This window comes from Streptomyces barkulensis, assembly GCF_002843305.1.
GTDB classification, from domain to species: Bacteria; Actinomycetota; Actinomycetes; order Streptomycetales; family Streptomycetaceae; genus Streptomyces; species Streptomyces barkulensis.
On the sequence record NZ_PGSG01000108.1, the window covers coordinates 93,246 to 105,796 of the forward strand.

The 12,551-nt window shown below is 73.6% G+C and carries 12 protein-coding genes; 9 read left to right on the forward strand and 3 right to left on the reverse strand.

All coding sequences use genetic code 11. The annotated features are described in order from the left end of the window. The first annotated feature begins 82 nt into the window (after positions 1-82). On the forward strand, positions 83-1,804 hold the full coding sequence (locus CUT83_RS24385; RefSeq protein ID WP_101257981.1) for a proline--tRNA ligase: 1,722 nt from the start codon (positions 83-85) through the stop codon (positions 1,802-1,804). 42 nt (positions 1,805-1,846) lie between these two features. On the opposite strand, the gene CUT83_RS24390 is transcribed toward CUT83_RS24385, so the two are convergent. Genes CUT83_RS24390 through CUT83_RS24400 form a run of 3 tightly spaced genes read right to left on the reverse strand, consistent with a single transcriptional unit; the run spans position 1,847 to position 3,901 of the window. Continuing rightward, a complete protein-coding gene (locus CUT83_RS24390) occupies positions 1,847-2,758 on the reverse strand; it encodes an aminoglycoside phosphotransferase family protein (protein ID WP_101257982.1) in 912 nt (303 codons plus the stop codon). A 43-nt stretch (positions 2,759-2,801) separates the two neighbouring features. Continuing rightward, positions 2,802-3,347 (reverse strand): ferritin-like domain-containing protein, encoded by a 546-nt coding sequence (locus CUT83_RS24395; protein WP_101257983.1) that lies wholly within the window; start codon positions 3,345-3,347, stop codon positions 2,802-2,804. Further along, positions 3,347-3,901: a hypothetical protein gene (locus CUT83_RS24400; RefSeq protein ID WP_240958360.1), complete on the reverse strand. Its 555-nt coding sequence runs from the start codon at positions 3,899-3,901 to the stop codon at positions 3,347-3,349. The genes CUT83_RS24395 and CUT83_RS24400 overlap by 1 nt, the downstream gene beginning before the upstream one ends. Positions 3,902-4,169: 268 nt before the next feature. Between CUT83_RS24400 and rimP the strand changes: the two genes are divergently transcribed. From rimP to CUT83_RS24440, 8 genes are all read left to right on the forward strand, one after another. Continuing rightward, positions 4,170-4,721 carry a ribosome maturation factor RimP gene (rimP, locus tag CUT83_RS24405; RefSeq protein ID WP_101257985.1) on the forward strand — a complete coding sequence of 184 codons (552 nt, stop codon included), beginning with the start codon at positions 4,170-4,172 and terminating at the stop codon, positions 4,719-4,721. A 2-nt stretch (positions 4,722-4,723) separates the two neighbouring features. Next, a complete protein-coding gene (gene nusA / locus CUT83_RS24410) occupies positions 4,724-5,749 on the forward strand; it encodes a transcription termination factor NusA (protein ID WP_101257986.1) in 1,026 nt (341 codons plus the stop codon). Between the two features lie 74 nt (positions 5,750-5,823). After that, positions 5,824-6,102: a YlxR family protein gene (locus CUT83_RS24415; RefSeq protein WP_101257987.1), complete on the forward strand. Its 279-nt coding sequence runs from the start codon at positions 5,824-5,826 to the stop codon at positions 6,100-6,102. Between the two features lie 169 nt (positions 6,103-6,271). After that, complete coding sequence (gene infB, locus CUT83_RS24420) at positions 6,272-9,292, forward strand: translation initiation factor IF-2 (RefSeq protein WP_101257988.1); 3,021 nt, start codon at positions 6,272-6,274, stop codon at positions 9,290-9,292. 180 nt (positions 9,293-9,472) lie between these two features. After that, positions 9,473-9,766 (forward strand): DUF503 domain-containing protein, encoded by a 294-nt coding sequence (locus CUT83_RS24425; RefSeq protein ID WP_093850724.1) that lies wholly within the window; start codon positions 9,473-9,475, stop codon positions 9,764-9,766. Positions 9,767-9,831: 65 nt separating this feature from the next. Further along, the gene (gene rbfA, locus CUT83_RS24430; RefSeq protein WP_101257989.1) at positions 9,832-10,347 is read left to right on the forward strand and encodes a 30S ribosome-binding factor RbfA; all 516 of its coding nucleotides are present in this window, start codon (positions 9,832-9,834) and stop codon (positions 10,345-10,347) included. Positions 10,348-10,350: 3 nt separating this feature from the next. Further along, positions 10,351-11,256, forward strand: a complete 906-nt coding sequence (gene truB / locus CUT83_RS24435; RefSeq protein WP_101257990.1) for a tRNA pseudouridine(55) synthase TruB — start codon at positions 10,351-10,353, stop codon at positions 11,254-11,256. Between the two features lie 272 nt (positions 11,257-11,528). Then, complete coding sequence (locus CUT83_RS24440; protein ID WP_101257991.1) at positions 11,529-12,467, forward strand: bifunctional riboflavin kinase/FAD synthetase; 939 nt, start codon at positions 11,529-11,531, stop codon at positions 12,465-12,467. Positions 12,468-12,551 lie beyond the last annotated feature (84 nt).

A 12,551-nucleotide genomic window follows, 5' to 3' on the forward strand; every position in this document is an offset into this window, starting at 1 on the left:
GCTGCGGCGCCGGTAGTCTCCTGGGCGGGCCGCATCACCGGTGCGGCTTCGCAAACCGACCCACCGCACGCAGGAGAAACCCATGGCAGCCCGTGTCCAGCGCATGTCCCGGCTCATGCTGAAGACGCTGCGCGAGGACCCGGCCGACGCCGAGACCATCAGCCACAGGCTCCTGGTCCGCGCCGGCTACGTACGCCGCACCGCCGCCGGGATCTGGACCTGGCTGCCGCTGGGCAAGCAGGTCCTGGAGAACGTCACCCGGATCGTGCGCGAGGAGATGGACGCCATCGGCGCCCAGGAAGTACTGCTCCCGGCCCTGCTGCCGAAGGAGCCCTACGAGACCTCGGGGCGCTGGGAGGAGTACGGCGACCTGCTGTTCCGGCTCAAGGACCGCAAGGGCGCCGACTACCTCCTCGGGCCCACCCACGAGGAGATCTTCACCCAGGTCGTCAAGGACCAGTGCACGTCCTACAAGGATCTGCCGGTGATGCTCTACCAGATCCAGACCAAGTACCGCGACGAGGCCCGCCCGCGCTCGGGCGTCCTGCGCGGCAGGGAGTTCCTGATGAAGGACTCCTACTCCTTCGACACCTCCGACGAGGAGCTGGCCGAGTCCTACCGGCTGCACCGCGAGGCGTACCTGCGGATCTTCACCCGGCTCGGCCTGGACCACCGGGTCGTCTCCGCCGTCTCGGGCGCGATGGGCGGCTCGGCCTCCGAGGAGTTCCTCGCCCCGGCCGCCGCCGGCGAGGACACCTTCGCCGACTGCCCGGCCTGCGGCTACGCGGCCAACACCGAGGCCGTCACCTTCCCGCTGAAGCCGGCCGACCCCATGGGCCACCCGCCCGTCGAGGAACTGGACACCCCCGACACCCCCACCATCGAGACCCTCGCCGACCACCTGGGCGTACCCGCCTCCGCCACCCTGAAGAACCTGCTGGTCAAGGTGGACGGGGAGATCTGGGCCGTGGGCGTGCCCGGCGACCGCGAGGTGGACCTCGGCAAGCTCGGCGAGCACCTGGCGCCCGCCACGGTGGAGCTGGTCACCGCCGAGGACTTCACCGGCCGCCCCGCCCTGGTGCGCGGCTACGTCGGCCCGCAGGGGCTGGCCGGCACCGCCTTCCGCTACATCGCCGACCCGCGCGTGGCCCCCGGCACCTCCTGGATCACCGGGGCCAACAAGCCCGACACCCACGCCCGCAACGTGGTGTGCGGCCGCGACTTCGAGGTCGACGAGTACCTGGACGTGGTCACCGTCGAGGACGGCGACCCCTGTCCGTCCTGCGGGGAGGGGCTGAAGCTGGACCGGGCCATCGAGATCGGCCACATCTTCCAGCTCGGCCGCAAGTACGCCGACGCCTTCTCCCTGGACGTGCTCGGCCGCGAGGGCAAGCCCGTCCGCGTCACCATGGGCTCCTACGGCATCGGAGTCTCGCGCGCGGTGGCCGCGCTCGCCGAGCAGACGGCCGACGGCCAGGGCCTGTGCTGGCCGCGCGAGGTGGCGCCGGCCGACGTCCACGTCGTCGCCGCCGGCAAGGGCGCCCAGATCGAGATGGCCCTGGAGCTGACCGAGAGGCTGGCCTCGGCCGGAGTGCGCGTCCTGGTGGACGACCGTACGGGCGTCTCGCCCGGTGTGAAGTTCACCGACGCGGAGCTGATCGGCGTGCCGGAGATCCTGGTGGTGGGCCGGGGCGCGGCCAAGGGTCTGGTGGAGCTGAAGGACCGGCGTACCGGCGAGCGCGAGGAGGTCCCGGTGGACGAGGCGGTGGAGCGGCTGGTCCGCTCGGCCGGCGAATCCGCCTGAGCCGTCGCCGCGGGCCCCTTGACCGGGGCCCGCGGTCAGGTTTCACAGCCAGCCGGCGAACTCCAGCAGCGCCTCGCCGTCGGCGCGGTCGCCGGCGGCGATGTGCCGCGCGCCCGACTCCACCGCCCGGTACAGGCTCCAGCCGCGCAGCCGGTCGCGGTCCACCTCCAGGGAGTTCGCCAGTTTGCCCACCCGGCGCCGGGCGATCGCCGGGGCGCCGGATCCGGCGGCCAGGTCGTGCAGCCGGTCGCGGACCAGTCGCGCCAGGTCGTACGCCCGCTCGCCAACCAGCGGATCGGGGCCGACCACCAGCCAGTGCGCCCGCCCCGGGTCCCCCGACAGCACCGTGCCCTGCCGGAAGTCGCCGTGCAGCAGCATGTCCTCGGGGGCGTCGGTGAGCAGTTCGGAGCGCAGTGCCAGGGCCTCGTCGGCCAGCGGGCGGGCCTCCTCGGGCACATGCGCGCGGATGCCCTCCACGGCCCGGCCGGTGTACTCCTCGACGGTGGTGAAGGGGTGCTCGCAGTCGGGGACGCCCGGGGGCGAGGGGGACACCCACAGCCGGTGCAGCGCCGAGACCGCCTCCAGGGTGGCCTTCGCATCCGGCAGCGAGCGCAGCGACACGTCCGCGTGCAGCCGCTCCAGCAGCAGCGCGCCGTCCTCGGGTGCGGCGTCCAGCAGCCGTACGGCGCCGTGTCCCTCCCAGCGGGACAGCGCCGCCGCCTCGTCCGCCGCGCCGGCGGCGCGCAGCTTCAGCGCGGCCGGTGAGCCGTCCGCCCGGCGGACCAGGACGACCAGGCTGCCGCGTCCGCCCGGGGAGACCACCCGCTCGGCCGTCAGCTCCCAGCGCTCCAGCGACGCCCGCACCAGGCCGGGCAGCCGTGCCAGCCAGGGGGAGTCCGCGCCCAGGAAGCGCACCAGCCGCTGCGGGGGTTCGACGTGCGGAGCCGATGTCATGCCGGGCGTCCCTTTCGTCGTCGGCGTTGCGCGGAGGAGCCCTTCAGAGGGACTCCGGGTCCGCCGGCGCGGCGCGCTCGGCGAGACCTGGGAAGGGTACGCCCGTGCCGCGCCAGCGTGCCGCGCGGACCGCGGCCTCCCGCAGCGCGGCTGCCGCCTCCCGCCGCAGCCCGCCCTCGCCGGCCCGGACCAGATCGGCGTAGACGGCGGCCACCCGCTCCTCCAGTTCGACGGCGAGCCGCACCGCCGCGGCGCCGTCCGGGACCGGGTAGGGCAGGGAGTAGGCCGCCGCGGCGGGCTCGGGAGTGCCTCCCATCCGCCGTACCGCGCGGCGCAGGGCGTCACGGCGCGCGCGGTGGGCGTCGTGGGCCTGCCGCGCCTGCGCGCGCCGGTCCTCCGCGATCCGCCCGCCCACGACGCCGTAGCCGTAGACGGCGGCGTGCTCGGCCGAGAGCGCGGCCTGCAGGGCGGTCAGCGTGGGGTCGTCCTTCCCGCCGGAGGGAGAGGACGCGGGGGAGCCCGCAGAGGCGGCCGTGGCCGTCGCGGGATTCGTCGCGGGGCTCGCCGCGGGATTCGTCGCCTGGTTCATCACTCGCCGTCCGTGAGCAGGTGGACGTGGACCGCCCCGGCCGCCGCGACGGACGCGAGCAGCCGGGAGAGCTCGGGCGGTGCGCCGTCGAGGGCCCGGGTGAGGGCGTCGGCGGCGGCGCGTTCGGCGTTCGCGAGGACGGCCAGCGCGCGCCCGGGATCGGCGGGCACGCCCGCCCCGGCGCCCCGGGAGGCGTCCGGGGCCGGGGAGCCGCCGGGGCTCGCGGAGGCCTTCGGGGTCCCGGAGGGCTTCGGGCTCGCCGAACCGCCGGACTCCGTCCCGCCGAAGGCCCTCACATGCCGCGCGACGTCCGCCCGCAGCGGCTCCAGCCGCCCGGCCAGGTCCGGGTGCGCGGCGAGGGTGCGGTCGTAGCGGGCCAGCAGCGCGGCGCTGCCGCGTGCGGCGGCGCCGCGCAGCCGTTCGTCCGCGGAGGCGAGCCTGCGTTCGGCGGCCGTCGGCTCCTCCTGTGAGCAACCGGTCAGCAGCAGCGCGGCGGCGCCCGCCGCACCGGCGGCCAGCAGGCTCCGCCGGCGGGGACGCGGGTCGATCGGCACGGGCGCTCCCAGGGGAGGTGGTTCGGCGGCGCGGGGGACGGGCGGCGATCACCGCGGATGTGAGCGTACCCGTGTTCGTACCGTCCCCCTCGGCGGGGCACCGCCGCGCCCCGCGCATGCCCCGTGCGGGGGACGACCGCCCGGCGCAGCGCCTCCGGCCGTCCGGGCCGTCTGGTCGGCGCGGCCCGCGGCAGACGATAGGCTTGACCCTCGTAACCCCAGGACTGGACGTTCCCACAACAGCACACGCGGCCGAGGAGTCACCCGGATGAGCACCACCCAGAGCGAGAGGCTGCGAGGACTGCTGGAGCCTCTCGTCACCGCGAAGGGGCTGGATCTCGAGGAGATCACCGTGACTCCGGCCGGAAGACGGCGGGTGCTGCGCGTGGTGGTGGACTCCGACGACGGTGTGCGGCTCGACACCTGCGCGGAGCTGAGCCGCGAGGCCTCCGAGGCGCTGGACGAGACCGACGTGATGGGCGGCGCCCCGTACGTCCTGGAGGTCACCTCACCCGGCACCGACCGCCCGCTGACCGAGCCGCGGCACTACCGCCGCGCCGTCGGAAGGCTGGTCAGGGCGCAGCTGACGGAGGAGGCGGGCGGCGGCGAGCTGGTCGCCCGCGTCGGCGCGGCGGACGAGGACGGCGTGGACGTGGAGGTGCCCGGCGTCAAGGGACGCAGGCCCACCGCCCGCCGGCTCGCCTACACCGAGATCGCCAGGGCCCGGGTGGAGATCGAGTTCAACCGCAAGGCCGCCGAGAAGGCCGAGAAGGCGCGTCAGGCTGCGGCCTCTGACGAAGAGAGCCAGGAGGAGGCGTAGCCGTGGATATCGACATGAGTGCCCTGCGGGGTCTGGTGAGGGAGAAGGAGATCTCCTTCGACCTGTTGGTCGAGGCGATCGAGGCCGCTCTCCTCATCGCGTACCACCGCACCGAGGGAAGCCGCCGCCAGGCCCGTGTGGAGCTGGACCGCTCCACCGGCCATGTGACGGTGTGGGCCAGGGAGGACCCCGCCGACCTGCCCGAGGGCGCCGAGCCGCGCGAGTTCGACGACACCCCCTCCGGGTTCGGCCGGATCGCCGCGACCACCGCCAAGCAGGTCATCCTGCAGCGTCTGCGGGACGCCGAGGAGGAGGTCACCCTCGGCGAGTACGCCGGACGCGAGGGCGACATCGTCACGGGGGTCGTCCAGCAGGGGAAGGATCCGCGCAGCGTCCTTGTTGACATCGGCAGGCTCGAGGCGATCCTGCCCCCGCAGGAGCAGGTGCCCGGCGAGGACTACTCGCACGGCACCCGGCTGCGCACCTATGTCGTGCGGGTCGCCAAGGGCGTACGCGGCCCGTCGGTGACCCTCTCGCGCACCCACCCCAACCTGGTGAAGAAGCTCTTCGCCCTGGAGGTGCCCGAGATCGCGGACGGCTCGGTGGAGATCGCGGCCATCGCGCGCGAGGCCGGGCACCGCACCAAGATCGCGGTGCGGTCCACCCGCGCGGGCCTGAACGCCAAGGGCGCGTGCATCGGCCCGATGGGCGGCCGGGTGCGCAACGTGATGGCCGAACTGCAGGGCGAGAAGATCGACATCGTGGACTGGTCGGACGACCCGGCCGAGATGGTGGCCAACGCGCTCTCGCCCGCCAGGGTGAGCAGGGTGGACGTCGTGGACGCCACGGCCCGGTCGGCCAGGGTCACCGTGCCCGACTACCAGCTCTCGCTGGCGATCGGGAAGGAAGGGCAGAACGCCCGGCTCGCCGCCCGGCTCACCGGCTGGCGGATCGACATCCGCCCGGACGTCGAGCAGAGCGGAGAGCACGGCGGGGAGCACCGGGAGAGCGGCGCGGAGAGGGGCTGAGAGGTCTGTCACCGTCCGTACCCCCGCGGCGACCCCGCCGACGGCACAGTCGGCGTGGGGAGGTAGACTGAAGAGTGTCTGACCGGACGCGTGCCCGCGCATGCCCTGAACGCACCTGTGTGGGTTGTCGGGAGCGGTCGGGCAAGGGCGATCTGCTGCGTGTGGTGCTGATCGGGAACAGATGCGTTCCGGATCATCGCGGTACGCTGCCCGGCCGGGGTGCTTATCTGCACCCCGCACCGACCTGTGTCGACCTGGCGGTCCGCCGCCGGGCGTTCCAGCGGGCCTTCCGGGCCGGCGGACCGCTCGATACCGCGGAACTGCTGCAGGCAGTACCGCGGGCAACACCGTAAGACAGCAAGCACGCACGACGCCCGTACGGCACCCCGCCGTGCGGGAGAGGTACCTCGCGAGTTGGAAGTAGGTCGAGATTGCGATGAGCACTCGATGAGTACGCGATGAGTACGCCCATGCAGTAGCGAAGGTCCGGCGGACGAATCCCCCCGGACCGTAAGGAGCGAAGTGGCTAAGGTCCGGGTATACGAGCTCGCCAAGGAGCTTGGAGTCGAGAGCAAGGTCGTCATGGCCAAGCTCCAGGAACTCGGTGAATTCGTCCGTTCGGCGTCCTCGACGATCGAGGCGCCGGTGGTACGCAAACTGACCGACGCGTTCGACGCGGGCAACGGCGCCGGAGGCGCCAAGAAGTCCGCCGCGAAGTCCGCCGCCCCCCGCAAGGCGGCCCCCAAGCCGGGCGCCCCGAAGCCGGGTGCCTCCGCACCCCGCCCGGGTGCCCCCAAGCCCGGCGCGCCCAAGCCCCCGGCCCCCGCGGCCGAGGCGCCCAGGAGCGCGCCCCAGAAGAACGTCCCGGGTCCGGGTCCCGCCAGGAGCGGCCCGACCCCGCCGACCCCCGGGCCGCGTCCGGCCCCGGCCAAGCCGGGCCCGGCACAGCCTCCGGCCCCGGCCAAGCCCGAGTTCACCGCGCCGCCGTCCGGCCAGGGCGCGCCGCGTCCGGGTGCCCCCAAGCCGGGTGGCCGTCCCGCCCCGGCGGGCCAGGACCGCCGCGGTCCGGGCGGCCCCAAGCCGGGCGGCCCCAAGCCGGGCGCCCGTCCGGCCGGCCCGCGTCCGGGCAACAACCCCTTCACCTCCGGCGGTTCCACCGGCATGGCGCGCCCGCAGGCGCCCCGTCCGGGCGGTGCCCCGCGTCCCGGCGGCCCCGGCGCCCCGGGCGGTCCGCGTCCCGGAGCCGGCCAGGGCGGTCCCCGTCCGCAGGCTCCCGGCGGCGGCCGTCCCAGCCCCGGCAACATGCCGCGTCCGCAGGGCGGACAGGGCGGCGCCGCGGGTCCGCGTCCGGGCGGCAACCGTCCGAACCCGGGCATGATGCCGCAGCGTCCGGCCGCGGGTCCGCGTCCGGGTCCCGGCGGCCGCGGCCCCGGCGGCGGCGCGGGTCGTCCCGGTGGCGGCGGTGGCCGTCCCGGTTTCGCCGGTCGTCCCGGTGGCGGCGGTGGCGGTCGTCCCGGTGGCGGCGGCGGTTTCGCCGGTCGTCCCGGTGGTGGCGGCGGCTTCGGCGGCCGTCCCGGTTTCGGTGGCCGTCCCGGCGGTCCCGGTGGCCGCGGCGGCACGCAGGGTGCCTTCGGCCGTCCCGGCGGTCCGGCGCGCCGCGGCCGCAAGTCGAAGCGGCAGAGGCGCCAGGAGTACGAGGCCATGCAGGCCCCGTCCATCGGCGGTGTGATGCTGCCGCGCGGCAAGGGCGAGACCGTCCGGCTGTCGCGCGGTGCGTCGCTCACCGACTTCGCGGAGAAGATCAACGCCAACCCGGCGTCGCTGGTCCAGGTGATGTTCAACCTGGGCGAGATGGTCACCGCGACCCAGTCGGTCTCCGACGAGACGCTTCATCTCCTCGGCGAGGAGATGAACTACGTCGTCCAGATCGTCAGCCCGGAGGAGGAGGACCGCGAGCTGCTCGAGTCCTTCGACATCGAGTTCGGCGAGGACGAGGGCGGCGAGGAGGCACTCGTCTCGCGTCCGCCGGTGGTGACCGTCATGGGTCACGTCGACCACGGTAAGACGCGCCTGCTGGACGCGATCCGCAAGACCAACGTCATCGAGGGCGAGGCCGGCGGCATCACCCAGCACATCGGTGCGTACCAGGCGGCCACCGAGGTCAACGGCGAAGACCGGAAGATCACCTTCATCGACACCCCGGGTCACGAGGCGTTCACCGCCATGCGTGCCCGCGGTGCGAAGTCGACCGACATCGCGATCCTGGTGGTGGCGGCCAACGACGGTGTGATGCCCCAGACGGTCGAGGCGCTCAACCACGCCAAGGCGGCCGAGGTGCCGATCGTGGTGGCGGTCAACAAGATCGACGTCGAGGGTGCGGACCCGACCAAGGTGCGCGGCCAGCTCACCGAGTACGGGCTCGTGGCCGAGGAGTACGGCGGCGACACCATGTTCGTCGACATCTCCGCCAAGCAGGGCCTGAACATCGACGGGCTGCTGGAGGCCGTGGTCCTGACCGCGGACGCCTCGCTCGACCTGCGGGCCAACCCGGAGCAGGACGCGCAGGGCATCGCGATCGAGGCCCACCTCGACCGCGGCCGCGGCGCGGTGGCCACGGTGCTGGTCCAGCGCGGCACCCTGCGGGTCGGCGACACGGTCGTGGTCGGCGACGCCTACGGCCGCGTCCGGGCGATGCTCGACGACAAGGGCAACAACGTCCAGGAGGCCGGCCCGGCGACCCCGGTCCTGGTGCTGGGTCTGACCAGCGTCCCCGGCGCGGGCGACAACTTCCTGGTGGTCGACGAGGACCGCACGGCCCGGCAGATCGCCGAGAAGCGCGCCGCCCGCGAGCGCAACGCCGCCTTCGCCAAGCGCACCCGCAGGGTCTCCCTGGAGGACCTGGACAAGGTGCTCAAGGCCGGCGAGGTGCAGCAGCTCAACCTCATCATCAAGGGCGACGCGTCCGGTTCGGTCGAGGCCCTGGAGTCCTCGCTGCTCCAGCTCGACGTCGGCGAGGAGGTCGACCTGCGCATCCTGCACCGCGGCGTGGGTGCGGTCACCGAGACCGACATCGACCTGGCGACCGGCTCCGACGCCATCGTCATCGGCTTCAACGTGCGCGCCGAGGGGCGTGCCACGCAGATGGCCGAGCGCGAGGGCGTGGACGTCCGCTACTACTCGGTCATCTACCAGGTGATCGAGGAGATCGAGGCGGCCCTCAAGGGCATGCTCAAGCCGGAGTACGAGGAGGTCGAGCTGGGCACGGCGGAGATCCGCGAGGTCTTCCGCTCCTCCAAGCTCGGCAACATCGCGGGTGTCATCATCCGCTCCGGCGAGGTCAGGCGGAACACCAAGGCCCGTCTCATCCGCGACGGCAAGGTCGTGGCGGAGAACCTCAACATCGAGGGTCTGCGCCGCTTCAAGGACGACGTCACCGAGATCCGCGAAGGCTTCGAGGGCGGTATCAACCTCGGAAACTTCAACGACATCAAGGTCGACGACGTCATCGCGACGTACGAGATGCGGGAGAAGCCCCGCGCCTGACCCCGGCCGGTGGGTGCCACCGGTGAACGGCCACGGAGCCTCCCGCCCCGGCGGGGGGCTCCGTGGCCGTTATATGCGTCGATCACCGGGAACCGTTGCGTGTACGGTTTCCCGTGTCCTGCCGGGAGTCGGCAGGGCTTCGCCCCACGAGGCCCCACGGGTCGGCTGGACCCGCATCCCATGTACGTAGGCACACTCTCGTTCGACCTGCTGCTCGGCGACGTACGGTCGCTGAAGGAGAAGAGGTCGGTCGTCCGCCCGATCATCGCGGAGCTGCAGCGCAAGTACACGGTGAGCGTCGCGGAGGTCGGGGACCAGAACATCCACCGCAGGGCCCTGATCGGCCTCGCGACGGTCTCCGGGGATGCCGGGCACGTCTCGGACGTGCTCGACCGGTGCGAGCGGCTGGTGGCCGCCCGGCCGGAGGTGGAGCTGCTGTCGGTGCGGCGGCGGTTCCACGGGGACGAGGACTGAGCGCGTCCGGTGCGCAGCCCCGGCCGGACCGAACCGAACGATCCGAAACAGAAGGAAGCAGACACATGACCGACACCGCGCGGGCACGCAAACTGGCCGACCGCATCCGGGTCGTGGTCGCGGAGACCCTCCAGCGGCGGATCAAGGACCCGCGGCTCGGCTATGTGACGATCACCGACACCAGGGTCACCGGCGACCTGCGGGAGGCGACCGTCTTCTACACGGTCTACGGTGACGACGAGGAGCGGGCGGCCTCCGCCGCGGCGCTGGAGAGCGCCAAGGGCGTACTGCGCTCGGAGGTCGGGCGGCAGACCGGCGTGCGCTTCACGCCGTCGCTGACGTTCGTCCCGGACGCGCTCCCGGAGAACGCCCGGACCATCGACGACCTGCTGGCCAGGGCCAGGGCCTCGGACGCCCAGGTGCGCCAGGCGTCCTCCGGCGCCACCTACGCGGGCGAGCCCGACCCGTACCGCAAGCCCGTGCGCGAGGAGGACGCCGAGGACATCGGTGACGCCGAGGACACGGGGGACGCCGGGGGCGCGGGGGAGGCCAGGGGCCGGGCGGACGGCGAGGACGCCTGACCCGTGGCACGCAAAGGAACCCAGGAGCCCGGCGGGCTGGTCGTCGTCGACAAGCCCGCCGGCTTCACCTCCCACGACGTGGTCGCCAAGATGCGCGGCATCGCCCGCACCCGCCGGGTCGGGCACGCCGGCACGCTGGACCCGATGGCCACCGGCGTCCTCGTCCTGGGCATCGAGAAGGCGACCCGGCTGCTGGGGCACCTGGCGCTGACGGAGAAGGAGTACGTCGGCACCGTCCGCCTCGGCCAGAACACCGTCACCGACGACGCGGAGGGCGAGATCACCTCCTCCACGCCGGCGGACGGCATCGCCCGCGAGGCGATCGACGACGGCGTCGCCAAGCTGACCGGCGACATCCTCCAGGTCCCCTCGAAGGTCAGCGCGATCAAGGTCGACGGAAAGCGGTCCTACGCCCGGGTGCGCGAGGGCGAGGAGGTGGAGCTGGCCGCCCGGCCGGTCACCGTCTCCTCCTTCACCGTGCACGACGTCCGCGCCGGGAGCGCCGGGGACGGCACCCCCGTACTGGACCTGCTGGTCTCCGTCGTCTGCTCCTCCGGCACCTACATCCGGGCGCTCGCCCGTGACCTGGGCGCCGGGCTGGGGGTCGGCGGCCACCTCACGGCGCTGCGCCGCACCCGGGTCGGCCCGTACGGTCTGGACGCGGCGCGCACCCTGGAACAGCACCAGGAGTCGCTGACCGTCATGCCCGTCGGCGAGGCGGCCGCGGCCGCCTTCCCGCGCTGGGACGTGGACGAGCGGCAGGCGAGGCTGCTGGCGAACGGCGTGCGGATCGCCATGCCCCCGTCCGGCCGCCCCGGACCGGTCGCGGTCTTCGGGCCGGGGGAACGCTTCCTCGCGCTGGTCGAGGAGCAGGGGGGCAGGGCCAGGAGCCTGGCCGTCTTCGCCTGACCCGGTCCGGTGAAGACGGTGGTACGCACCGTGGGTGCGGCGCCGGATCCGGCGCCGCACCCACGATCCCCCTCCTGTGCGCATCCGGTTCTCTGTCCACTCGGAGGCCCGGAATCACCCCGTCGGGCGGGCGCGCGGAGTGAATCACGGCGCGCACCGGGGCGCTTTTCGGCAGGAGCCCTCCGGCGCGGGTCCCCGTGCGAACACGACGGGGGGTCATGGCACCCTTGGACCCGGCACCATCCACTGGCATTCGGCGAGGAGCGGGCACTGTGCAGCGCTGGCGTGGCTTGGAGGACATCCCCGAGGACTGGGGGCGCAGCGTCGTCACCATCGGCTCCTACGACGGGGTGCACCGCGGGCACCAGTTGATCATCGGCAGGGCGGTCGACCGCGCCCGCGAGCTGGGCGTACCGGCTGTCGTCGTCACCTTCGACCCGCACCCCAGCGAGGTCGTGCGGCCCGGCAGCCACCCGCCGCTGCTCGCTCCGCACCACCGGCGCGCGGAGCTGATGGCCGGCCTGGGCGTGGACGCGGTTCTGGTCCTGCCCTTCACCGAGGAGTTCTCGAAGCTGTCGCCGGCCGACTTCGTGGTGAAGGTACTGGTCGACAGACTCCACGCCCGCACCGTCGTCGAGGGGCCCAACTTCCGTTTCGGCCACCGGGCGGCCGGTACCGTGGAGACCCTGGCCGAGCTGGGCCGGACGTACGACTACGACGTGATGGTCGTCGACCTGTTCGAGCGCGGGGAGGCGGGTGGCGGCGAGCCGTTCTCCTCCACCCTCACCCGCCGCCTGGTCGCAGAGGGCGACGTGGCGGGGGCCGCCGAGGTACTGGGCCGACCGCACCGGGTGGAGGGCGTCGTCGTCCGCGGCGCGCAGCGCGGACGCGAGATGGGCTATCCGACGGCCAACGTCGAGACGCTGCCGCACACCGCGATCCCCTCCGACGGCGTCTACGCCGGATGGCTGGTGGTGGAGGGCGAGTCGATGCCCGCCGCGATCTCCGTCGGCACCAACCCGCAGTTCGAGGGGACCGAGCGGACGGTGGAGGCGTACGCCATCGACCGCGTGGACCTCGACCTCTACGGGCTCCACGTCGCGGTGGACTTCCTGGCCTACATCCGCGGCCAGGAGAGGTTCGACACGCTGGAGGGGCTGCTGGAGCGGATGGCAGAGGACGTACGGGTGGCGAAGGAACTGCTGGGCTGAGCGTTCCGGCCCGCGTACGGCGGACGGACGGAAGGACGGGCCCGCCGGCCCGAACCCCCAAGGGGCTCGGGCCGGCGGGCCCTT